At 42.2% G+C, this 22,247-nt stretch carries 21 protein-coding genes; 6 read left to right on the top strand and 15 right to left on the bottom strand.

What is annotated here, in order from left to right; all coding sequences use genetic code 11:
- The first annotated feature begins 778 nt into the window (after nucleotides 1–778).
- Both U0035_RS22585 and U0035_RS22590 read left to right on the top strand, forming a co-directional pair.
- Nucleotides 779–1,096 carry a ferritin family protein gene (locus U0035_RS22585; RefSeq protein ID WP_114791221.1) on the top strand — a complete coding sequence of 106 codons (318 nt, stop codon included), beginning with the start codon at nucleotides 779–781 and terminating at the stop codon, nucleotides 1,094–1,096.
- A gap of 105 nt (nucleotides 1,097–1,201) precedes the next feature.
- A complete protein-coding gene (locus U0035_RS22590; RefSeq protein WP_114791222.1) occupies nucleotides 1,202–2,986 on the top strand; it encodes a C25 family cysteine peptidase in 1,785 nt (594 codons plus the stop codon).
- Between the two features lie 31 nt (nucleotides 2,987–3,017).
- Here U0035_RS22590 and U0035_RS22595 read toward each other — a convergent pair whose 3' ends face one another.
- Nucleotides 3,018–3,434: a DUF6157 family protein gene (locus tag U0035_RS22595; protein WP_114791223.1), complete on the bottom strand. Its 417-nt coding sequence runs from the start codon at nucleotides 3,432–3,434 to the stop codon at nucleotides 3,018–3,020.
- 22 nt (nucleotides 3,435–3,456) lie between these two features.
- Entirely contained in the window at nucleotides 3,457–3,906 is a 450-nt protein-coding gene (locus U0035_RS22600) for a GNAT family N-acetyltransferase (protein ID WP_114791224.1), read from the bottom strand.
- Nucleotides 3,907–4,113: 207 nt separating this feature from the next.
- On the opposite strand from U0035_RS22600, the gene U0035_RS22605 reads away from it, so the two are divergent.
- Complete coding sequence (locus U0035_RS22605; protein ID WP_114791225.1) at nucleotides 4,114–5,121, top strand: bestrophin family protein; 1,008 nt, start codon at nucleotides 4,114–4,116, stop codon at nucleotides 5,119–5,121.
- Nucleotides 5,122–5,666: 545 nt separating this feature from the next.
- Here the strand turns inward: U0035_RS22605 and U0035_RS22610 are convergent.
- The 5 genes from U0035_RS22610 to U0035_RS22630 all read right to left on the bottom strand — a co-directional run bounded on the left by U0035_RS22610 (nucleotide 5,667) and on the right by U0035_RS22630 (nucleotide 12,038).
- Nucleotides 5,667–6,026 (bottom strand): KilA-N domain-containing protein, encoded by a 360-nt coding sequence (locus tag U0035_RS22610; protein ID WP_262510905.1) that lies wholly within the window; start codon nucleotides 6,024–6,026, stop codon nucleotides 5,667–5,669.
- Nucleotides 6,027–6,132: 106 nt separating this feature from the next.
- On the bottom strand, nucleotides 6,133–6,549 hold the full coding sequence (locus U0035_RS22615) for a helix-turn-helix transcriptional regulator (RefSeq protein ID WP_245957735.1): 417 nt from the start codon (nucleotides 6,547–6,549) through the stop codon (nucleotides 6,133–6,135).
- 197 nt (nucleotides 6,550–6,746) lie between these two features.
- Nucleotides 6,747–8,129, bottom strand: coding sequence for a sensor histidine kinase (locus U0035_RS22620; protein ID WP_114791227.1), 1,383 nt, complete (start codon nucleotides 8,127–8,129; stop codon nucleotides 6,747–6,749).
- A 273-nt stretch (nucleotides 8,130–8,402) separates the two neighbouring features.
- Complete coding sequence (nagB, locus tag U0035_RS22625; RefSeq protein WP_114791228.1) at nucleotides 8,403–10,331, bottom strand: glucosamine-6-phosphate deaminase; 1,929 nt, start codon at nucleotides 10,329–10,331, stop codon at nucleotides 8,403–8,405.
- Nucleotides 10,332–10,379: 48 nt separating this feature from the next.
- Nucleotides 10,380–12,038: a beta-N-acetylhexosaminidase gene (locus U0035_RS22630; protein ID WP_114791229.1), complete on the bottom strand. Its 1,659-nt coding sequence runs from the start codon at nucleotides 12,036–12,038 to the stop codon at nucleotides 10,380–10,382.
- A gap of 93 nt (nucleotides 12,039–12,131) precedes the next feature.
- On the opposite strand from U0035_RS22630, the gene U0035_RS22635 reads away from it, so the two are divergent.
- The gene (locus tag U0035_RS22635) at nucleotides 12,132–12,620 is read left to right on the top strand and encodes a nuclear transport factor 2 family protein (RefSeq protein WP_114791230.1); all 489 of its coding nucleotides are present in this window, start codon (nucleotides 12,132–12,134) and stop codon (nucleotides 12,618–12,620) included.
- A gap of 413 nt (nucleotides 12,621–13,033) precedes the next feature.
- Here U0035_RS22635 and U0035_RS22640 read toward each other — a convergent pair whose 3' ends face one another.
- Nucleotides 13,034–13,738, bottom strand: a complete 705-nt coding sequence (locus U0035_RS22640; protein WP_114791231.1) for a class I SAM-dependent methyltransferase — start codon at nucleotides 13,736–13,738, stop codon at nucleotides 13,034–13,036.
- Nucleotides 13,739–13,815: 77 nt separating this feature from the next.
- Nucleotides 13,816–14,361 (bottom strand): NADPH-dependent FMN reductase, encoded by a 546-nt coding sequence (locus U0035_RS22645; protein ID WP_114791458.1) that lies wholly within the window; start codon nucleotides 14,359–14,361, stop codon nucleotides 13,816–13,818.
- Nucleotides 14,362–14,550: 189 nt separating this feature from the next.
- Between U0035_RS22645 and U0035_RS22650 the strand changes: the two genes are divergently transcribed.
- Both U0035_RS22650 and U0035_RS22655 read left to right on the top strand, forming a co-directional pair.
- Nucleotides 14,551–15,579 (top strand): isoaspartyl peptidase/L-asparaginase family protein, encoded by a 1,029-nt coding sequence (locus U0035_RS22650; protein ID WP_114791232.1) that lies wholly within the window; start codon nucleotides 14,551–14,553, stop codon nucleotides 15,577–15,579.
- 88 nt (nucleotides 15,580–15,667) lie between these two features.
- Entirely contained in the window at nucleotides 15,668–16,417 is a 750-nt protein-coding gene (locus U0035_RS22655; RefSeq protein WP_114791233.1) for a copper homeostasis protein CutC, read from the top strand.
- Between the two features lie 211 nt (nucleotides 16,418–16,628).
- On the opposite strand, the gene U0035_RS22660 is transcribed toward U0035_RS22655, so the two are convergent.
- From U0035_RS22660 to U0035_RS22685, 6 genes are all read right to left on the bottom strand, one after another.
- The gene (locus U0035_RS22660; protein ID WP_162817881.1) at nucleotides 16,629–17,435 is read right to left on the bottom strand and encodes a sensor histidine kinase; all 807 of its coding nucleotides are present in this window, start codon (nucleotides 17,433–17,435) and stop codon (nucleotides 16,629–16,631) included.
- Nucleotides 17,436–18,048: 613 nt separating this feature from the next.
- Nucleotides 18,049–18,615 (bottom strand): hypothetical protein, encoded by a 567-nt coding sequence (locus U0035_RS22665; protein ID WP_114791236.1) that lies wholly within the window; start codon nucleotides 18,613–18,615, stop codon nucleotides 18,049–18,051.
- Nucleotides 18,616–18,662: 47 nt separating this feature from the next.
- Nucleotides 18,663–19,304 carry a response regulator transcription factor gene (locus U0035_RS22670; protein WP_114791237.1) on the bottom strand — a complete coding sequence of 214 codons (642 nt, stop codon included), beginning with the start codon at nucleotides 19,302–19,304 and terminating at the stop codon, nucleotides 18,663–18,665.
- The gene (locus U0035_RS22675) at nucleotides 19,294–20,076 is read right to left on the bottom strand and encodes a sensor histidine kinase (RefSeq protein WP_114791238.1); all 783 of its coding nucleotides are present in this window, start codon (nucleotides 20,074–20,076) and stop codon (nucleotides 19,294–19,296) included. The genes U0035_RS22670 and U0035_RS22675 overlap by 11 nt, the downstream gene beginning before the upstream one ends.
- Nucleotides 20,077–20,741: 665 nt before the next feature.
- On the bottom strand, nucleotides 20,742–21,011 hold the full coding sequence (locus tag U0035_RS22680; protein ID WP_114791240.1) for a hypothetical protein: 270 nt from the start codon (nucleotides 21,009–21,011) through the stop codon (nucleotides 20,742–20,744).
- A 222-nt stretch (nucleotides 21,012–21,233) separates the two neighbouring features.
- Nucleotides 21,234–22,220, bottom strand: a complete 987-nt coding sequence (locus tag U0035_RS22685) for a YCF48-related protein (RefSeq protein ID WP_114791241.1) — start codon at nucleotides 22,218–22,220, stop codon at nucleotides 21,234–21,236.
- Nucleotides 22,221–22,247 lie beyond the last annotated feature (27 nt).

Here is a 22,247-nt window from a genome sequence, read left to right on the forward strand (position 1 = left end):
TAAATGAAGCCGGGCTCAAAAGTATAAATTTTGTGAATAAGCCCATTGATGAAAGTGATAGCAGATTGTAAGCTTTATCGAGTGGGTTCAATACAAAATGGGAGGTTATGTCAGGCAAAATAAATTTTCTTTTTATAAAAAAAATCTATTTGGTGGAGTAGCTGCCAGCGTTGAGTTTGCCTGTTGATGTAAACATCTGCTGCAGGTGCAGGTTCTTTCCTGGAGCAAGGCTTATTACATGCAGCGGAGAGACATAAAAATAGCGCCAGAGCGGATTTTAGATGTAATGGCATATCAATATTATTTTTGAATCGGGCAATCGTTTATTGACCGGCAATCAAAGTTGAAAGCTGATTCCGGAATAATCCGGGAATTGATCTGGCCGCTTAAGTTGTATTACGGTTCTGAAAAGAAAAGCCAGCCCGTATGCCAGGTAGTATCCGGCAATAGCCTATTTTTATACAATGCTTGAATTTATTATTATTCTTTTAGTGATATTGGCCATGGCTGGCTTCTCGATGAATAAAAAGAAATAGTTTACGACCAGGTTCAGTGTTCTGAACCCGGTGATCATTTTGCCTGCATAAAAGCATTTAAACTGCACGGAAATCGAAACCAGTAAATTTTGTGTTGTCAGTTTACCTGAATCTGGCAGGTGTGCAGATTTATTAACGATTGTTATGTCTGGGCAAGGCCCAAAGCCTTTTTAACCGGATCTTCAGCGATCGTTGGCTTAATAATTGTCCTCTTCTAGTTTTAACTATCAAAAAAGAAAACTATGGGATTTGATCAGTATCACGAACCGCCTGAAGAGCTATCGCAACCAGTTAGAACATTTGCGCGTATGATCCAGTCATTAATTGAGGAAGCAGAGGCCATCGACTGGTATGAGCAACGTATTCATGTTGAAAAAGACGAGGAAGCAAAAAAAATCATGAAGCAGGCGCAAAAGGAAGAGTTCATTCATTTTGCCATGGACCTCGAATTCCTGTTGCGTAAAAAAGAAGATTGGCGTACCGTTATGAAAAATGTATTATTTAAACCTGGTGATATTGTAGAGAACGGAGAGAAGGCTGAAGATAAGTTGGAAGAATAACAGCGTTTAACGGCAACTCCGGGAACTCACTAAAACAGGTGACCGGGAATTTTCCCATGCTTCTAGCAGGTATTTTTGTTTTTTAATAAACCAAAAAATACCGACATGGCCACCCGAAAAAATGCCCCAAAGAAATCTGCCGCGCCCCAAAAATCAAAAGTACCGGCAAAAAAAACATCAGGAACACCGAAAACAGCAAAAACCGTAAAAAAGCAACCGGAAGCGTTGGCCGGTGATGCATTGTCTGCTGCAAAAAATGGTGTGATCACCAGTAAGAAGTTTACCGCAGCTACCGTATTAAAAGACAACACGCTTATCAACATGCAGGCCATTGGCCGTCACTACAAGCTGAACCATGCGTATAAAAATGTGCGTAACCTGAAGTTAAACGACCCGCTGTATAAAAGGTTTGATTCGTACGCAGAACATCGCCTGAAGTTTAAGGATTACTACCAGTTTTTGCCTTTGATAGAGGAAATGCCCCGGCCCTCGTTTAATTCAAATGAGGCCTACCTCAATTCTTATAGCTTGTTTCGCTTTTTAAAGGGCCGCGTATTAATACTGGTGCATAAGGATGTATATGCAGCAACCCGTGCCAATGTAGAGCGTTTTGTACTGGATCTTGCAAGGGATGGATATTGGGCAACTGTTCATGTGGTTCGGGGCGGAGGTCCTTCTTATATCAAAAATTACATTAAAGGTAAGAGCAGGGCAGGTGTTATTATGGTAGGCGCTGTGGCGCCGGCCTGGTTTGAGATGACAGATGATTTTGACGGCGCGGATACGGAATTCCCGTGCGATTTATACTATACTACGCTGAACGGAACCTGGGCCGATGCTGATAGTGATGGGAAATTTAATGCCGTTTCGGGAGATATGACGCCAGAAATATGGCTGGGTCGTATATGGACACCAACGCAAAATGGCAATGATGTCACGCTGATCAATGATTATTTTGACAGAAACCATCGTTTCAGAACCGGCCAATTAGGGCATTCCCGCTCAGCACTGGCTTATGTTGAAGACGACTGGGTAGATTTTGATGATTGTGAAATGGACCAGATGGTGCCGGCTTCTTTTATTACCAAATTTACTAATCCGGATACAACAGATGCGGATTTATACAAAACGGAAATAAATAAGCTGCGTTCATTTGTTCAATTATGCTCGCATTCTTCTCCTCACGTACATTCGTTCAGGATACCCTCAACCAATTCGAAGGAATGGATTTACAATAGCTACTTCCGGGATGAAAGATCGCCCAACGCCCATTTCTACAACCTGTTCTGCTGCAGCAGCGCCAGATTTACTGAAAGTGAATATATCGGAGGCTGGTACATCTTTGATAAAGCCGGAGGCGAAATGTCAAATGGGCTGACCGCCATAGGCAGCACTAAAACAGGTTCCATGTTATTTTTCGCAGACTTTTATAAACCGCTTGGAGAGGGCAAATGTATTGGAGATGCGTTGGTAAGCTGGTGGCAGGCACGGGGGAATATGCACGAGTTATGGCAACGGCAATGGTTTTATGGGATGAGTATATTGGGTGATCCTACATTAACCTGGTCGAAGGGTGCCGTGCCTGTATTGAATGCTCCTGCAGATGGCAAGGTATTTAGTAATTATCCACGTAAAACGGATTTTAGCTGGGGTGCAGTAGGTATACCTGGTGCTACTTATAGTATAGAGATAGATGCTTTTGGCGCTGTAAAAGCAGGGGAATGGGCTGCCCAGTCATTCAAGACTTTTGCAGTTTACCATGATATTCACGGTACCAGTTTCACGCATAATTTTGTTGGCGCGCAGCCGGGCAGGTGGCGTGTAAGGGCTAAGATTGGCGATCGCTATTGCTCCTGGAGTCCCTGGAGATATTTTAGATATACTATTTGAGTTCCATAAATATCGCTGGTAAAAGGCCAGCTTACTTTTTAGAAGTACGCATGGCCTTTACCTTTTTGATATTATCATCTTTTAACAGTCGTCTGTAATCACCTGTCTCTGCACCAAAAAGGGCGATCTTTCCGTTTTGATCGGCGTGTACGCCAAAACCATATCTTTTAGTTAGCGGCGATGCTCTCATACAGGGTTGTCCTTTTGAAAAAAATACGTCCCTGGCCGCTTTGTATTCAGCCTGGGTAATGTCATTGCGTTGTGCATATACCTCAAAAAGCACATCATCCGAAGTGTATTGGTAAGGATGTTTGGCCAACAGTTCGTATTGAAGCCGCGCAACTGTTTTCGTATCTCCTTTTGAAGCGGGTATCTCTGCTATCTCTACAGGAGAGTCTTCTGCTATTTCTATCAGTGTATTAGAGTAGTTGGTAGTATGTTGTTTCATGTAGAAGTATTAAAATAATGTGCTAAGTCAATCTCATTTCTGTTAAGATAGGTTTAAAGCCCACCTTTTCATAAGCGTTGATTGCGCTGCTGTTGTCACTATACACCTGTAAACGTATCTCTGATAAACCTTTGCTCTTCGTCCATTCTTTCAATGCATCAATGATCAGGCGGTTCACGCCTCTGCCTCTAAAAGAAGGATCTACATACATAAATCCTAAAAAGCTGTAAGAACCGTAATTGTTATACGGCTTTGCATCTAAAATACGGGCAGAGCCACTGCCAATCAGTTGGCCGTTTTCTTCAGCTACAATAATGGCACAGTCATCCCGGTTAAGCATTTCTTTTAAATTATAGTAGTGGAACTGCCCGGTTTTCAATGTAACATCGAAAGGCCTTTCAGCTTCGATAATGCCTTGTTCAAATTCCAATAGTGTATCGAGGTCTCCTGAATAAGCTTTTCTTATCTGCATTTTAAATGAAAAATGATGAAGAATGAAGGTATCAAAAGAAAGGATAACGTCCTAATACTAAAATATAATTAATTTTATTTATATTATTTTAAAGCTATTGTTTGAGTAGCCCAATCACCTCCTCGACACAGATTTATTACAGGTATTTTGATTCGTTGATTTGAACCCTCTATTTTTGGTGTTTCGTACCAACAAATAGAAACTAATATGCACGCAGGCAGACGATTTACACCGGTAGAGTTTATGAAATGGACCATCAGGGACACTTATTGGATGTTGTTCCTGGCCACGATACCCACTTTATTATACTTCCTGGGTTTAAAATTCCTGACATTTCCCTGGCAGCCCACCGCCATTGTGGGTACGGCAGTGGCATTTATTGTAGGGTTTAAAAATAACGCCAGTTATAACAGGCTATGGGAGGCACGCCAGATTTATGGTACTATTATCAACGATAGCCGCAGCTTTGCTTATACACTGCGCGATGCATTGGGTGGTAAACAATCCATTGTTGTGAAACGGATGTTTTACAGGCATTTTGGCTGGCTTACAGCCTTACGTTTCCAATTACGGGAGCCAAGAGTTTGGGAAAATATGAGCGATAAACGGAATGAGAATTTCAGATCATCTCATTACGAAATACCCGAAACATTAACCAGGGTTGATATAGAACTGGCGAAATACCTGGGGCAGGAGGAGTTAAGCTATATTCTTTCTAAAAAGAACCGGGCTACGCAATTAACTGCCATACAATCAGAGGAGTTAGCTGCCTTGAGAAAGGACGGTCTGATCAATGATTTTCAATGGACACAGCTACAACAGGGCCTGATGAAGTTTACCGATCACCAGGGGAAGGCCGAACGTATTAAAAACTTTCCTTATCCCCGTAATTTTTCCTCTATCGCTACCTACCTGCTTTTTATATTTATTATTTTAGTACCCTTTGCGTTGCTCCGCGAATTTGATAGACTAGGCGATGGAACCTTTTTGCAAGGTTATTCAATATGGTTAAATATCCCGTTTTCTGCGGCTATTACCTGGGCTTTTCATACATTGGATACGGTGGGCGAAAGTTCGGTAAATCCCTTTGAAGGAAGCGCTAACGATGTGCCTATTACTCAAATCAGCCGTACCATCGAAATAGATATGCGCGATATGCTGGATGAAGCGAACCTGCCACCGGCTATTGTGCCGAAGAATAATATTGTGCTGTAGAGAGCAGGTAAGTAGGGGATGGTAAGTAGTTAGTGGGCAAGGGCGTGGACTTATTTAGTAGATAATTTTTTGCTGGCTTTACTTTCCAAAAGAGATTTCATTTGGTTAATGGCTACTTTGTTAAGCTGCAGGAGCCTGTCGCCCTGTGACAGTCCTTGCCCGATAAGTAATTCGTTAATGCCTGTCCTCCCACAGGCAGGCTTTCCATATTGCTTAACACAACCAACTGCTCTAAAGTTGCATAATCTCTTATGTTGCCAGTTTGCCCGGGATTGTTATCACGCCATTCTTTAGCCGTAATGCCGAAAAGGGCAACGTTCAGTAAATCGGCCTCACTTGCATATACATGACTGGCTTGCTGTTTGGTAATGGCTTTAGGAATTAAATTTTCCTTTATGGCATCGGTATGAATATGGTAATTGATCTTAGAGATGGTTCTTTGCAGGTTCCAATCGAGTTGCAGGCGATTGTTTTCATCATCCTTCAGGCGCTGAAATTCTTTGATCAGGTATAGCTTAAAACTTGCAGAAATCCAGGATGCAAATTCAAATGCAATATCCCCCTATGGGCAAAAGTACCGCCGCCATATCGGCCCGGTTTTGATATAATGCCAATTGCATTTGTTTTGGTATCCATTGCTTTGACGATAAAACATAGCCATTGCTCCCCGCTTCGCTTTTAATGTTACCGAATTCAGTAACATTAAAAGTTGGATTATGAATTTGCTCCCATAAGCCCATAAACTCTACCGTGTATCTTGTACTTAACCAATGTGAGATAACCAGGCCTGTAGCCTCTTCGTTTTTGTGCTTTGCAATATCTGTCAGCGAAATAAAATCATCCAGCCTATCGGAAATAATTGCTATTTCCCGCCCTTCGACTTCTATCATTTTACTCTTTGACATACTTTTGGTTTCTATAATATAAGTATGGCTTAACTATCTTAAAAATGGAGGAGCCTCACTTTCTATATTTAATTATAGCGAATTCGCCATAATTAGCCAGGTTTGCTTATTTCTTTTCTATCAACTTCTCCAGCTTATCAATCATTTCTCTTTGCTGTTGCAACATACGCTCGTATAATTCCACCATCTTATCAAGTGGGTTAAACGTAGGTGAATTGTTTATAACACTTGCAAATTGTGGACTGGAATGATCGTGATTATTAAAAGTATTTGAGATGACATTTATCGCGGCTTCTTCATCAAAATGCTGAATCGCTTCCACCGGTATTTTCAAAATAGCAGAAATTTGCTGGAGCAGGGGGGTATCGATGGTCTCCTTTTGCTCGAGTAATGATATGCTCTGCTGGCTCATGTCGAGATCGGCAGCCAGGGCATCTTGCTTTATACCCAGCATTTCCCGAAAACGTTTAATGTTGCGGCCTTCATGTACTTTGTGGTTCGGCATAGCAGTATGTGTTGTCATAGGAGCAAATTTAGGTGATCTGTATAGATTAAACTCCATATAAAGTTACGTAAAAAACCGGTAGATTAAGTAAATTACAGGAATAGCCAGTGGAAGGAGCGTCTATGGATTATGTATGTGGTTGATTGCAGATACTATGGTGTCAGGATCGGCGAATAACCCCGCCCTGCCGGTTATGAACGATCCACTACGAGCACCTATTCGGGCAACACAACCTGGCTGGATGCTGCTACCGGTAACGTTAACGTGAAAACACAGCCTGTACCTGGTTCGCATTGTATCAGTATTTGTCCACCGTTTTTTTCGGCGAATTCCCTGCTGATCTTTAATCCCATTCCCGTACCTTTTTCATTGGAAGTACCTCTTTGCGAGGTTACAGCTGCTTCATTAAATAATTTGTCTATAACATCTTTCTTCATTCCAATACCCTTGTCAATAACAGAGAAATGGACAAGTGAATCTCTATGTTCTACGAGCAGGTCAATCTTGCTGCCTGCATAACTGAATTTTATGGCATTGGAAATCAGGTTGCGCATAACCAGTTTAATATGATCTGGGTCGGCATATATCATTGCATCGGTATCAAAACTGGTATTGATACTGATGTTTTTATTGGCCAGGTTATATTGCAATAATCCGATAGTATCAGCTATCAGGGAGGCTATCATTATTTTTTGCGGCTGCAGTTCTATTCCCGTCATCTGCCGGTTACTCCATTTCAATAAATTGTCCATACTGTCCTGTAGCTGGTCTAACTGTGAAGAAAGTTCATGCGAAAGCTCGGTAAAAGTTTCTCTTGATAATGCTTTTTCATTGAGCAGATCCAGTGAGGTTTTCAAGCCGGCAATTGGGCTGCGTACGTCGTGCGCCAGTATAGAGAATAGCTTTTCTTTGGTGCTGTTTAGCACCGCCAGCTTACGATTGCTGATCTCCAGTTCTTCGGTTTGTTCAATGAGACGGGCTTGCTGCTGCCGGAGTTGATGATTCCGCTCTTCAATATTTGCGAGGTACAAACGGTTTATTTTTCCTGAATACCTGAAAAAAACGAGGTAAAACATTACCAGTAACACCAGGTTAACGAAATAAATATTACCCGGCGTTGGTGTATAAAATTCGGCCGACCGCTTTATAAGAACCAGAAATATAATACAGTTGATGATAGATAAAGTTCGTAAAAACCAGCTCCTTTTCATAATAGTAGCCATTAGCGCTGTCAACAGCAACAGGTAAAATTCCATACCATCATGATAAAGAAAGCTGGTGGCGGTGAAAACAATACTTAACGCGATGCTGACCGCTAGCTGGCCAAAATAGTAGGAATGTTTGTAATTGGCAATGACAACAGTTCCTGTGGACAGCATCGTTACTACATTAAGCAGGCCCAGTGTAACGCGATCATTAGAAAAGTGAATGATGACAAAAATAGTTGATATGAGAAGGCCCATCATTCCCATCACATTGAAAATCTGAACTCTTCTGGCTTCTTCAAAACTAAGGTCTGGAGTTAACCCTATATTGACAATATTATTGAACCATTGACGCGTTTGGGCATATTTTCTCAGATACAGCTTTTTGTGCATTATTTGGTTCCGGGGTTTAGGGGGAGATACAAAGAGTAGCTTTCAACCACTCTGAATGCATCTCAAACTTGTTTTGAGAAATAAAAGTATTCATTTTATGTAGCGTGGCAAATTTTTAAACAGGTTAGTACTTTTTTCGATATCAATCCAGTCTGCCAATCACATGGATGAAACAGCAATTCCACGCATTTTCCAATAAAAAATGCCGCAGGTTATTGCGACATTTTTAAATATCAGAACGAATGCTTATACAGGTTCGGCACTTATATTATTTTAATATTGCCATCTTACAAATGCTTCCATGGCGGCATAATGTGTAAGTCCGAGGTCTGCAAATATTTTAGCAGTAGCAGCATTTCTTTCTTCAGCTCTCTGCCAGAACTCGCGGTCATCACTGCCCTGGAAAGGTACACTGTCTTTCTGGGACTGGTGGATAAAAATACCGAAACGTTTTTTAAGCACCTGTGCGGGGCTCATAGGGATGGCCATTTCAATATCCTCGATATCCCATTCCTGCCAGGCGCCTTTATACAGCCATAGCCAGCAGTCATGGATCCACTCATCTCCATCAGCTTTGATACGTTGTAAGGCTTTCAACACTGCATTAAAACATACCAGGTGGGTGCCGTGCGGATCTGCGAAGTCGCCGGCACAAAATACCTGCTGGGGTTTTACCTCGCGTAGCAGTTGAATGGTCAACTCCACATCTTCTTCTCCCAAAGGTTTCTTTTCAATTGTACCTGTTTCATAAAAAGGCAGGTTTTGAAAATGTACATTATTGGGATCGATGCCTACATAGTTACAGGTGGCTTTGGCTTCGCCGCGCCGGATTAAACCCTTTAAAGAGCGAATGGTGGGCGAGTCAACCTGGCCGGGTTTTTTGCCGGATATATACGTTTTTGCTTCGCTCAGGATCTGTCCGGGTTTATCAGAATTAATATCGGCGATCTGGTTAAACCCTACTGCAAAATCTAAAAAGCGGGTGACAAATTCATCGGTAACAGCAATATTACCCGAGGTTTGATAAGCCACATGCACTTCATGCCCCTGGTCGTGCAGCCGTTGAAAAGTACCTCCCATGCTGATGATGTCATCATCGGGGTGGGGAGAGAAGATGATGCATTTTTTAGGATAGGGTTCCGATCTTTCGGGGTGGGCCGGAATTACTGCATTGGGCTTACCACCGGGCCAGCCGGTAATACTGTCGCGCAGCATATAGTACACTTCGAGATTGATCTCGTAGGCATCACCTTTTTCCACCAACAGGTCACTGAGTCCATTGTCATTATAATCTTCGTTGGTCAGGCTCAGTACGGTTTTGCCGAGTTGTAAGGCCATATTCACAACGGCCTTTTTTATGGTTTTAGCAGTCCATTCACAATCGCCGGTAAGCCAGGGCGACTTGATACGGGTGAGGCCCGCTGCCGCCGCTTCATCGAGTACGAAACTTACATTATCGTGGTTTTGCAGGAAAGAGGCGGGAACGATCTCGGAATCTTCGTCTTCCACTGCTTTTTTTACCGCTATGGCTTTAGCCGGCCCCCAGGCCATCAGAATGATCTGCCTGGATTTCATAATGGTGCTGATACCCATAGTAATGGCCATGCGCGGGACTTCAGAAATATTGGCAAACTCATAGGCATTGGCCAGGCGGGTGCTGTTGGTCAGATTTACCAGGCGGGTACGGGTATAAATGCCCGATCCGGGTTCGTTGAAACCAATATGCCCATTATTACCAATACCGAGTATCTGCAGGTCAATACCGCCCGCTGCCTCTATTTGCTTTTCATAATCAGCACAGGCAGCTTTGATATCTTCTTTTTTAATTTCTCCGTTAGGAATATGAATGTTCTCCGGTTTTATGTCCACCTGGTCGAACAGGTGATTATGCATAAAGCGGTTATAGCTTTGTGGCGCTTCTTTGCTGATGGGGTAATACTCATCCAGGTTAAAGGAAATTACATTGCCGAAGCTTAAGCCTTCTTCTTTATGCATGCGTGCCAGCTCTGCGTAAAGGGTTTTAGGACTGGATCCTGTAGCCAGTCCCAGCACGCAATTTTGTCCCTGCTGCTGTTTCTGCCTGATCAGGTTGGCAATAGTTTGAGCAATTACCTTTGAACCACTTTTTACATCAGCCTGGATATTTACACTGATCTTTTCAAGACTATCTATATAATTGCCTGAAGTTTGTTGTTTACTCATTGCTTGGGTTTGTTTGATTGGAGTAGCCTTATTAATATAATGAATAAGTTATTGATTTTTTCCGAAATAATTAGTGCCCCAAAGGTTATACCGTTTTTTCTGAACCTCTAATCGTTTGCTGAAGTTATCCCAGTTTTTCTGTTCCTGGGGCGTCCATAACACTTCGCTTACTGCAGCTACACGCGGGAATATCATGTATTCAACTTTGGACGAATTATTGATATATTCAGTCCAGAGATTGGCTTGTCCGCCTTGCACGTATTTTTTTTCCTCTGCTGACAGGGCATCAGGGAATATCTTCCAGCTATATACTTTCTCAATTGGCAGGAAGCCTCTATTATCGCTGATTGTAACCGAATCTTCTTTTTTCGCCTGCTGGTAATCGATATAAGCGTAGGTTGTAGGGGTCATAATAACATTATGGTGTTCTTTTGCCGCTTGTATACCGCCCGCTTCGCCACGCCAACTCATTACCCAGGCATTAGGGGCTAGACCTCCTTCCAGTATTTCATCCCAGCCCAAAAGGGTTTTACCTTTGGCGTTTAGATACTTTTCCATTCGCTGTACAAAATAACTTTGCAGGTAGTGTTCGGCTTTGTGCTTATCGTCGCCTTTAATATTAAGTTCTTTGATTCTTTTTTGACAATTAGGGCAATTTTGCCAATTGGTCTTAGGTGCTTCATCGCCTCCTATATGTACAATTTTGGAAGGGAATAAAGGTAGCACCTCGTCTAACACATCTTGCAGGAATTTAAATGTTGATTCTTTGCCGGCACAAAAAATATCATCATATACTCCCCAGCTTTGCATTACTGCTTTAGTGGTGGTGTCTCCGGCCCAGTTGGCGGGTTTATTACCTACTTTTTTAAAGAAATAATAAGTGGGTTTTTCGGGGAAACAGCTCAGGAACGGGTAGGCCGCAATGGCCGCACTGCCATGCCCGGGCATTTCAATTTCGGGAACCACGGTTATAAAGCGGTCGGCAGCGTATTTAACAATTTCCTTTACCTGCTCCTGTGTGTAAAAACCGCCATATTTTTCATTTGTATTGCCGGTGCCAGGGTATCTGCCGGTGATGGTGCCATTACGGTAAGCACCTACCTGTGTTAATTTAGGATACTTTTTTATTTCGATACGCCATCCCTGGTCCTCGGTGAGGTGCCAATGGAAATAGTTCATTTTATGCAATGCGATATAATCAATATATTTTTTAATAAAGCTTAATGGAAACACATGCCTGCCTACATCAAGCATCAGGCCCCGGTATTGTACTGTAGGCGCATCTGTGATGCTTACCGAAGGGATCAATAATGTACTGCTCTTTTCGGTTGGTAATAACTGAATTAGCGATTGTATACCATAAAAAGCACCCGGAGCTGTAAGGCCGGTTATAGCAGCGGTACTTTTATTGATATTTAAAGTATAGCCGTCTTTAGCACCGTTGCCGGATTTGATCATAATACCTGTTGTTCCCTTAGATTTTACCGGTAAGGTAAAGCCATAGCAATTTTTAAGATATTCATTCAGAAAGTTTGCAGATTTTATTTCATCTTTGGTTTGAGCAATAATAGCTGTTTTAGCGGTAAGTGTAAAGAAACCTTCTTTTTCGGTAATGCTAGTGGGTTGAGGGATGATGTTTACCTTTTGTGCGATAGATAACGCACATGCAGCAAGCAATAGCAGTGTGAAAGAAAATGATTTAAGCATAGCAAGATTGTTTAAGAAGGTGCCAAGATAAGTAATTTTGGAAGAGCTGATAACGCAAACGCAGTGCAAACGATTGCCTTTTAAAAAGTATTTATGACAAATAAACAAATGGTAGAACGGTTTTATGAGGCCTTTAGCAGAAGGGATTTTGAAACGATGAATAGCTGTTATGCTGAGGACATTGTATTTAGTGATCCGGTATTCGGTTTTTTGCGCGGAGACGAAGTGCGTGCAATGTGGAAAATGCTTTGTATGAACGCAAAGGACTTTATGTTAACCTTTGACGAGATCACCGAAATAGACCATGAGTACCTGACCTGCAAATGGGTAGCTTCCTATACATTTTCTGGTACGGGTCGGAAGATTGTTAACAGGGCAAAAGGCTTCATGCGGATAAATGAAGGCCTGATTGTAGAGCATAGTGACGGCTTTCGCTTGAGCACCTGGCTGGCTCAGGCATTTGGGGTTACGGGGAAATTATTCGGCTGGACTAATTTTATGAAACGTAAGGTACAGAACAGGGCCCGGAAGAATTTGGGAATTTTTATGGATGAGGAAGATAAACTAGTGGGGAATAACTAGTGGTGCGTAGGAGGAAAATGTTTAATGTTTAAAAAGCTGTGCCTCCATTCCTCGGCGAGTTCTGCATGAAATAAAAGGCTAGCAGGGAGTAGCTGGTGGTAAGGAGGAGGAGACTGTTTAATATCCAGTGTTCGAGACTGGATGCTCTGCGCTTCTGTTTTTTGCGTGCTTGGCGTGAAATGAAGGCTAGCAGGGGCTGGCTGGTGGTTAGAAGGAAAGGGACGTTTAATAACCAGTGTTCAACAATGGATGCTCTGTGCTTCTGTCTCTTTGCGCGCTTGGCTTGAAATGAAAACTAGCAGCGGCTGGCTGGGGGTTAGAAGAAGGAGACTGTTTAATATCCCATATTCAAGAATGAATGCTCTGCGCCTCCGTTCCTCTGCGGGCTCTGCGTGAAATAAAAGGCTGTCTGCTTATTTAATTCCTCCAAATGCAGCGAAACAAAGATTTTTGTGCAGTATTTCTGTTGTACTGAAGCCTACTTCTTTCATCAGGTTTAGCTGATAGGTTACCGAACGGGGGGAATCTTCTTTAGCAATATAATCCAATACTTTCTGGCGATACTCTTTTCCGCCCAGGCTTTCCAGGTAATTGCCATATTCGTTCCAGATATAATCATCCAACCGTTGATCATCCTGGGTAACCAGGTCGCTGATCATCAGGCAACCGCCTGGTTTCAATAAACTATACAACTTGCTAAAAGTAGTTTGCCAGTCTTCATCATCCCGCAAGTGATGTAATACGGCACCTGCTAAAATGATATCAAAGCCATTTTGAGGCAAGGAAAGTTCACGGATATCTCCATGGTGAGTTTGTACACCTCCGGTAGTTTGTACGGATACTCTTTCGAAAGCTTTGTTAAGCATAGGCTGGCTTAGGTCAGCCAATGTACAATGCAGTCCGGGCAGTTTCGAAAGCATTTTCAATGAATAGTTGCCGGCGCCACAGCCAATATCCAGTAAATGTGTTGCTGTCGGCACAATGTTTTTAGCTGCTTCAGTAATCAACTCCAGTGAAACAGTAGCGTCAATAGTGGACTGCTGACCGGTTTCAAGGTTTGCAAATCTTTCTACGTCGTTATCAAAGCGCTCGCGTATTTCAGCTACAGTTGATTTCATAAATAGATGCTTTCAAAAAAAAATAATGGGGAGACCTGGATCCTTGAACTAACGGACCCCCGGTGTCCGGGTAATAATTATTTAGAGGCGATCTTTTCAGCCAGCCAAAGGTATTCGGATGCGAAATTATGGATGCTTTTTTCGAAAGCAAGATCAATCAGATCGCCATTTTCATCAATTTTTTTATCGATAGTGGGGATCACCAGTAATTGAGGACAAACCACGGTAAACAGTCCAGCGCCCAATAAGATCAATTGCTGGGCTGCCCGCATACCTCCGAATCCGCCATTGGAAGCCGTAACAACGCCTAATGTTTTGTGCAGTTGTTTTGGAAAATGATCTACCATGTTTTTTAATGAAGGAGAGTAGCTGCCATTATATTCCGGGGTAACGAAAATAAAAGCGTCTGCTTTAAATATACGCTCGAACAACGGCTTCCACTGGTCAGGCGTATTGTCAATAGAATTGAATACTTTTTCCACCCAGGGCAACTGGTGTTCGCGGCAATCAATGATGCCTACATTATGTTGGGTATTTTTTTGAAACCATTTTTGCACCGCATATGCTGCTCTTACGGTTAAGCTCTGTTGGCGGGGACTGCCGGATATTATTTCAATGTTCATCAAATCAAAATTTAAAAATAACAACGAAGTAAAGCAATTGTTGGCATACCTGAGCGGGTAGGCGGGAACGACTTTTTTTTTGATGCACGATCTGGTAGAAAAGATAGCCGGATAATTTAAAAAGTTATTGAAAGCAGATACCATTATTTTAGGGTCATAAATGCTATTTTCGATATTAAAATTTGCGGTATGATGAATCGTAAGCGTTTTTTGCAGTTAGGAGCATTGGCAGGGGCTGTAACATCTATGGGGGGAAGAGGAGCGTATGCACGGCAGTTAACGAAGGTAAACGGACCTGTGGTAGTCTCTACCTGGGATGCGGGCCTGAGAGCCAATAAAGGAGCCTGGGAGGTATTAGGCAAAGGTGGAACTGCCCTTGACGCGGTTGAAAAAGGCGTTATGGTTACCGAAAACGAAATTAATTGTTGTGTGGGCCTGGGAGCTAATCCCGATAGAGATGGATTTGTAACGCTGGATGCCTGCATAATGGATCATCGTTTTAATTGTGGCAGCGTAGCGTTCCTGGAAAGAATTAAGCATCCCGTTTCGGTAGCCAGGCGGGTAATGGAGAAAACGCCGCATGTAATGCTGGTAGGAAGCGGCGCTCAGCAATTTGCTTTAGCTGAAGGTTTCTCCCTTGAATCGGCGGAGTTATCGCCCGATGCCAAAAAAGCTTACCAGGATTGGCTGAAGAATGAAAAGTATGAGCCACAGATTAACCGGGAAAACAAAGAAAATCAAGGGCATGGCCCGTTTGCTCCGTCGCAGATTAACGGCGGGTGGAATCACGACACGATTGGAATGGTGGCACTGGATACAAATGGAAATCTCGGCGGCAGCTGTACTACCAGCGGGATGGGCTTTAAGATGCGTGGCCGCCTGGGCGATTCACCGATTATCGGCGCAGGACTATATGTGGATGGCGACGTGGGCGCCTGTACCGCAACGGGCCAGGGCGAGGATGTAATACGGGTAGCGGGTTCACATAGCGTAGTAGAAATGATGCGCCAGGGATATGGTCCGGAGGTGGCATGCAGGAAGGTAATTGAACGGATCGTTAAAATAAAAGGGCCTGATGTAAACAAGATACAGGTGGCATTTCTGGCTATCAACAAGCACGGCGTGGTAGGCTCTTTTGCCATACACAAAGGGTTTAGCTATGCATTGAAAACAAATACAGCGGAGAAATTAGTGGAGGCGAATAGCTGGTTTAAGTGAACGGGTAAGCGTGGGAATAGAAAATAGTGAATATTGAATAGTGAGTTGTAAATAGGCGTTACAAATATCTTGGGATTAATATTGATAAATGGCATATATGGGGCAGGAGTATACTTTAGAAATTGCAACATCAGATTTTGAATCTACCAAAAATGCCGTGGCTGGGGGAGCGGACCGTATAGAGCTCTGTGCCAACCTGGGAGAAGGAGGTACCACCCAATCTTACGGGGTAATTAAAAAATGCAGGGAAAGTTTTGATGTGAAAATCTACCCGATTATCCGGGTGCGGGGCGGTGATTTTTTTTATACGGAAGAAGAGTTTGAATGTATGCTGTATGATGCGATGCAATGCAAAGCGCTTGGATGTGATGGTATCGTGATCGGTTTTTTAAACAGGGATGCATCCATTGATATAAAGCGAACAGCGCGATTAGTGGAAGCGGTTTATCCGCTTGGTGTTACTTTTCACCGGGCCTTCGATCGCTGTATAGCACCGTTTGAAGCCTTAGAGCAATTGGTAGATATTGGGTGTGAGCGCGTGTTAACCAGTGGTCAGCAGCTCACGGCTCCTCAGGGAGCCGCATTGATAGCCGAATTGAACATGGTGGCTAATGGGCGTATCGGCATCATGCCCGGAAGCGGAGTACGTGCGAATAATCTATTGGTGCTGGCTGCACAAACCCGATGTTATGAATTTCACACTTCACTGAGGGAGTTAAAGAAAAGCGATATGTCTTTTTTTCCTCTTGCTTTTGAAAGCAGTGTAGAAAATGATCATTACAGCATTAATGAAGCAGCAGTAAAGGAAATGAAAAGTGTTTTGAGCAAGCTTTCATAAAATAGCGACGGGGTTGCCGGGTTATTTTACACCGAACTTTTCCCCGTAGTAGGACATACCATTTTTTGAAATACCGTATATCATTACCCTAAACCTTCCGGTTAAATCAGACGTGGAGCATTCTATGGAGTGAGTTTGCCCATTTTGAAGTGATACGGACGGTTACCTTTGTGCCGTGAACAATCGGGGATATAGAACTCCCTCTGGGTGCTTATAAGATAATGTTAATCTGCGTGCCCTCTTTCAGCTTACTGGTTAGTGTAAATTGGGCTCCGATGGTTTTTGCGCGGCTTTCCATATTAATTAACCCTACGCCGGCTTTTTCGTTACTGCTGGTATCAAATCCCTGCCCGGTATCTTTAATGCTGATTTTTAGTTGGTCTTCTTCTTTTTGGATGCTGATGTGAATTTCACTTTCAGGTGCATGCTTGGTTGCATTGTTGACCGCTTCCTGTACAATTCTGAATAAGATGATCTCCTTTCGGGGGTCTAGTTCCAGGGATTCATCACTGGTGTGAAGTGTGGCGCTGCCAATACCGAGTTTATTGATTTTAGACAGCTCTAATCTCAAGGAAGCGATAAAGCCAACCTGCGTTATTTTATCTCCCAAAAGTGTTTGCGATATATGGCGGATGTCCTGCAGGCTATTGGAAATGATTTCCCGGCAGGTTTGCAGTTTTACATTTTGATCCTGGCCAGCTTCCTGCATCAAGAGGTTAAGGTATATGGAAGCTGCGGATAATTGTTGTCCAACGTTATCATGCAATTCCCGGCTAATGTCGTCAAAGGCCTTTTCCTGTATTTCTATGGTACTGGTTAAAAGATCTTCGTTGAATTTTGTCTGGAGCAGCTGTTTTTCCCTCGAATTTTGTTGTTGTTTTTTATAATAGGCGACCACAAAAAAGATGATGAATCCCGCCAGCAATCCGAAAAGAAGAATTCCTGTGATAATAAATACATATATTTCAGATACATTATTGTTCATTTGGTCTGCGCCTGCTGTCCAAATATATAACAATCCCTGTAGTGAGGTAGTATTGCATATTAAGAATATAGGTTATGTCAGACAAATTCAGTGTGCTGTTGTTAGTTCTCAAAAGAAAATTATAGAAGCTCCAGCAGAAGAAATTAAAAGTGTATAGTATTAATGTGGATGTGTTATACCAAAATAAGCCTTGCCGGAGCAATTGCTTTTCTTCTGTATTTTGCAGCATGTTTTTGAATAAAAGCAACGAGCAGAGAACATATATAATATTAGATGGCAGCATCGCATTGGTTGGTACCGTCCAAACGCTCTGCATCAGACCTGTGTTGATCATGGAAAATATAATAAACGCAACCCAGGACCAACAAATTATAATTCTTGATTTTTTTAAATAATGGAAATAAAAAAGGGTGATAAAAAAGTACTGTAGCGGCTGGTAAATATGATAGGGCGGGCAGCTGTTTCTATACTCTTTAATAAAAATACGAGTTATTGATTCGCTAATAAAAGTAACCAGAATAAAAATGGTCAGGACTCTGTAAGGATTACTTAACTTTTTAAAGTTATAAAACCCCATCATCCATGTGATTAGTAAAACGATGAGATATACTAGGAAGCGCGTGCTCATATTTACTCAACTGTATTATTATGGTTGAGGCGTTGGCTCCGGTTCTCCGCAACGATCGGGGCATGCGTCAGTATGATCGTAAAAATCGCCTTCATCTTCCACTTCATCATCAGTGAGTTTTAGTGTTTTCTGTACTGTAGTACCCTTCTGTCCACTTTTCCCGGGCACCGTACCCCGAATGATAAGGGTTAAAGCCTGGTTTTTATTTTTACTATAAGGTTCAGCTTTGCCAAAATAAACGCTGTACCCGACTATATTAGATAATTTATCGATCTTTCTTATAGATTCATCCATGCCTCTTAAGGCCTGCCTCGAAATCCAGAAGCCACGTAAAGTAGTTTTACCATCAGCGGTTACCAGTTTATAAGCATCACCCAATGAATCCTGAGCTGCCAGGTAGTTGGATATGTATGCGTCTGCAACTTCTTTTGTAATAGGCCCGGCTTTAGTGGGGATAGGATTGGCCGTTCCGTCATTATCTCTTTTTATAACCCGGTCGTAAACATAGAAGGATAAAAAGCCTAATAATATTAAAAATAAATAGAAAGGAATACGCTTTACAGATATCGTTTCGTTTTGGGCCATGTGGTAGTGTTTAAATTGCGGTAAATGTATATATTTATAAGTTATAATTATAGTTTTACCAATTCTTTTCTTATTGCTTCCAGGCAAAGTCCCACACGGCTCTGTACGTTAAATTTTTTAAATAATGCCTCCCTGTAACCATCAATGGTGCGTTCACTGAGGTTCATCTCTGATGCGATTTGCTTGTAAGTAAGTTCGCTACAGGCATATTGTAGAAAAATAGCTTCTTTGGGACTTAAGAGCGGCCCTTCTCTTTCATCGGCTTTCATCAATATTCTGCGAAAATTGATATTACCTGCATCGGCATTGTAATAGCCCTTTTTATTAATCTCATCCAATGCTTTTTCAAGCTCGTTGGGGTGCGTGTCTTTTAAAAGATAGCCGCAACAGCCTGCCCTGAACATCGATATGATAGCATCATCGTCGGCATTCATTGATAATGCCACTGGTTTGATTTGGGGATAGCTATCCGTAAGCCATTTAACTGTTTCAATGCCATTCATAACAGGCATATTCACATCTATGAGCATGATTTCCGGTAACTCTTTTTTGTGTTTTATTTTTTCCTGGAGGTCTTTACCATTACTTGCTTCCAGTATTACTTCATATACGTTGAAGCTCTCCAGCATCAGGCTTAACGATTTTAAGAAAAGCTGATGGTCATCTACAAGACCTATTTTAGTTTTCATCGGTTTCTAAAGTTTGGGGTATAACAATAACGATACTGGTGCCTTTAATGGAGGATTCGTGATGGATGGTACCTCCTAAAAGTTTGGTACGGTATTGCATGTTTTTTAAACCCATTCCTTTGTTTTCTTTGTTTTGGAATCCGGTTCCGTTATCCGCCACTGTAATTTCAGCATCAGTACCTTTTCTGTAAAAATAAATATCTATCACTTTACAATTGCTATGTTTTAAGGCATTTTGTACAGCCTCCTGTATAATTCGAAAAAGAATGATCTGTTTGGAAGAGGGGAGAACGGGCTCAGCATGTATATGAAGGTTAGCGCTTATGGCATTTCCTGCATTTACCCTTAATACTTCAGCTTTCAGGTTGTCCAACAGGTTAAATTGAGATAGCCAGTCTTTATCAAGAGATTTAGACAAAGACCTCAATTCCGTAATAGCTTTTCCTATAGTGGCGTTTGCAGTCAGCAAAGTGTCTGGCGGCGTTTGGAGGCTTCGTTCTGCCAATCCGATCAGCATACGGGAAGTACTTAAAAGCTGACCTACATTATCATGCAGTTCTTTGCCGATCTGGGAGAATGTTTGTTCCTGCACCTCTATCTGGGAACGTAACAATTGGCTGTTAAAATCTTCTTCAAGCAACCGCTTTTCTTTGAGGTGTTTATAATCTCTGCGTTTGTAAGCCATTAATAGAACAACTATAAATAAAGTAATTAAAAGAAAAAAGACTGAAGCACCCAGTATTACGACAATATCGTTCGATAATTTTTGCATAAGATGCCATAGCTGATATACAGGCTACAAATAAATAAAAGAATATTGTGAAATCGCCATAAAGCACCCAGCGTGCTGCTGCTGGTGTCTATTACATATTTATAGGATATAAATATAAAGAATGCTCCGGCATAATATGTGAAAATACCTACTACACACCAAAAAATACTTGTTTCGGGAATACTGACCTCCTCATGGGTATTGATGAGCTTGGAATAGAAAAAGTACAGACTAAGAGCAACAATAACAATGCTTTCAAAGGCTGAGCTCCCCGAGCTGAATTGTGAGATACCGTCACCATTTACAATCAATAATATGGAAACAGCAGCATATGAAATTAATGCGGCGTACATTACCTGAGGGCTGCAATGCAACAGATATTTTAAAAAGAGCGTCAGAATAACAAGAAAAGATGCGGTGGCATTAAGCTTATATACCCAATAATTATTTTGCAGAAGAATAAATTTTGTGGGAACTGCCAGGCGCTCGATAATGGAAGCTGTACAATTACAGATTAATTGAATCAGGCAGAAGATCAGAATTAGAAGGACCTCTTTAGAAAGCATTTTCTTACTTCTTAAAAGAAATGCAACTGCTATAGCAGGACCAACAGTATCCAATATGTTTAATATTTGAGAAAGGGTTTTCACACTGATTGTCTCAGATTATTGTTCTACTTCTTCGGCTTTATTATCGCATCCGGGAGGGTAAGGGCATCCATGTGCCGGCCTTTCCACACCGCGGTTTTTTGCCTTCCCGTTATCGGCACGGGCGCATATCTCTATTACATTCAGCTTTTCATTGTCAGCAGAAAAACGCACTTTTATTTCCTGGCTGATGATGATGCCCTTTGCCTGAGGGTTCTCCTTTAGGAGGCTTTCGATTTTTTCTCTGGTGAAGTAAAATTCGAGCTTGCACTGATTATTTTCTAACATTTTTAAGGTGTTTATAATACACAGAATGATCAGCAAACCTACAAAGCCGGATGAATATGCAGTACGGGAAAAATCCCGTATTTATTCCTGTAAATCCCCGTTGTGCTTGCCTGCGTTGGCTTTTATTTTTGACTCATTAAAATTATTAGACCTTAATACGGCTAATTTATGCAACGCACCACTTCCATCTATGAACGATCCACCGGGCGGGGTTAGAAAATGCTACAATTGTAATTTTCCAACCCTGCCATTATTTCCAACAAAGTATACAGCATTATTGGCCTTATCGTAGGCGCAGGTATTAAAACCTTCTTTGCTTATTTGTTTCCAATGCCTGCCACCGTCTTTACTGATGTCAATGCCCGTTATACCGCAGGTAATAGCCATGTTTCTACCGGTAAAGCAAACAGCACTTCTATAACCGGCTGGCATAATATCTGGTAGCCGCCAGGTCTTTCCTCCGTCGTGACTGTATACAAAGGCGCTATCCCTTTTATCGCGATCATTATAATTTCCGCTGGCTACCAGCAATAGGTTGTCCTGTGCCGCAATGCCGTTGGCGCCGGTCATTTGCTGTCCCTGGGTAGTGGGTAAGTTTATAGCTTTATTTTTGGTGAAAAAACGGGAAGCGGCGCCACCGCTTACGATACAGTATCCCAATCGCGACCATATAATATTGGAGCCGCTGGCTGCAAAAAAAGCTTCACCGGGTTGGGCATTAGGCAAACTTAGTTGATTGGTTGGCTGCCAGCTGTTGCCGCCATCTTTTGTTTGAGCCACAAATATTTTATTATTGATGGGGTCGCCTACCACCATTCCTTCTTTCGCATTTTTAAAAGTCATGGCATCTAAAAACATAGCGCTATCCCGGTTCTCGTATACTTTGGTCCAATTTTGCCCTCCATCCGATGTTTTTAAGATATACGCGGGTGATGCTATCCCCATAACAACAGCAGTTTTTTCATCCAGTGCTTCTATATCCCGAAATTCAGTTTTTTCATAACCCCCGATAATTTGCCATTGCCATGTTTCTCCTTCGTCAACAGACCGGCCAACGGTGCCACCGCTACCGCTTACCCAAATGGATTTGCCTTTAATGCTGAGCCCCCGTAAACTGGTCTTGGAGCCTTGTACAACTATTTGAACCTGCTGGGCCTGTACCTGTATAATGGCGAAGGCAGCCAGCAAGAGGAGTAATGATTTTTTCATTCTCTAAATTTATGAAAGATGGAATTA

The sequence above is a fragment of the Niabella yanshanensis genome, assembly GCF_034424215.1.
GTDB lineage: Bacteria > Bacteroidota > Bacteroidia > Chitinophagales > Chitinophagaceae > Niabella > Niabella yanshanensis.

Bases quoted from the DNA above. Each gene is read 5' to 3' on its own strand.
- U0035_RS22585 (WP_114791221.1), top strand. From the start codon at position 779: ATGGGATTTGATCAGTATCACGAACCGCCTGAAGAGCTATCGCAACCA.
- U0035_RS22590 (WP_114791222.1), top strand. From the start codon at position 1,202: ATGGCCACCCGAAAAAATGCCCCAAAGAAATCTGCCGCGCCCCAAAAA.
- U0035_RS22595 (WP_114791223.1), bottom strand. From the start codon at position 3,434: ATGAAACAACATACTACCAACTACTCTAATACACTGATAGAAATAGCA.
- U0035_RS22600 (WP_114791224.1), bottom strand. From the start codon at position 3,906: ATGCAGATAAGAAAAGCTTATTCAGGAGACCTCGATACACTATTGGAA.
- U0035_RS22605 (WP_114791225.1), top strand. From the start codon at position 4,114: ATGCACGCAGGCAGACGATTTACACCGGTAGAGTTTATGAAATGGACC.
- U0035_RS22610 (WP_262510905.1), bottom strand. From the start codon at position 6,026: ATGTCAAAGAGTAAAATGATAGAAGTCGAAGGGCGGGAAATAGCAATT.
- U0035_RS22615 (WP_245957735.1), bottom strand. From the start codon at position 6,549: ATGACAACACATACTGCTATGCCGAACCACAAAGTACATGAAGGCCGC.
- U0035_RS22620 (WP_114791227.1), bottom strand. From the start codon at position 8,129: ATGCACAAAAAGCTGTATCTGAGAAAATATGCCCAAACGCGTCAATGG.
- nagB (WP_114791228.1), bottom strand. From the start codon at position 10,331: ATGAGTAAACAACAAACTTCAGGCAATTATATAGATAGTCTTGAAAAG.
- U0035_RS22630 (WP_114791229.1), bottom strand. From the start codon at position 12,038: ATGCTTAAATCATTTTCTTTCACACTGCTATTGCTTGCTGCATGTGCG.
- U0035_RS22635 (WP_114791230.1), top strand. From the start codon at position 12,132: ATGACAAATAAACAAATGGTAGAACGGTTTTATGAGGCCTTTAGCAGA.
- U0035_RS22640 (WP_114791231.1), bottom strand. From the start codon at position 13,738: ATGAAATCAACTGTAGCTGAAATACGCGAGCGCTTTGATAACGACGTA.
- U0035_RS22645 (WP_114791458.1), bottom strand. From the start codon at position 14,361: ATGAACATTGAAATAATATCCGGCAGTCCCCGCCAACAGAGCTTAACC.
- U0035_RS22650 (WP_114791232.1), top strand. From the start codon at position 14,551: ATGATGAATCGTAAGCGTTTTTTGCAGTTAGGAGCATTGGCAGGGGCT.
- U0035_RS22655 (WP_114791233.1), top strand. From the start codon at position 15,668: ATGGCATATATGGGGCAGGAGTATACTTTAGAAATTGCAACATCAGAT.
- U0035_RS22665 (WP_114791236.1), bottom strand. From the start codon at position 18,615: ATGGCCCAAAACGAAACGATATCTGTAAAGCGTATTCCTTTCTATTTA.
- U0035_RS22670 (WP_114791237.1), bottom strand. From the start codon at position 19,304: ATGAAAACTAAAATAGGTCTTGTAGATGACCATCAGCTTTTCTTAAAA.
- U0035_RS22675 (WP_114791238.1), bottom strand. From the start codon at position 20,076: ATGCAAAAATTATCGAACGATATTGTCGTAATACTGGGTGCTTCAGTC.
- U0035_RS22680 (WP_114791240.1), bottom strand. From the start codon at position 21,011: ATGTTAGAAAATAATCAGTGCAAGCTCGAATTTTACTTCACCAGAGAA.
- U0035_RS22685 (WP_114791241.1), bottom strand. From the start codon at position 22,220: ATGAAAAAATCATTACTCCTCTTGCTGGCTGCCTTCGCCATTATACAG.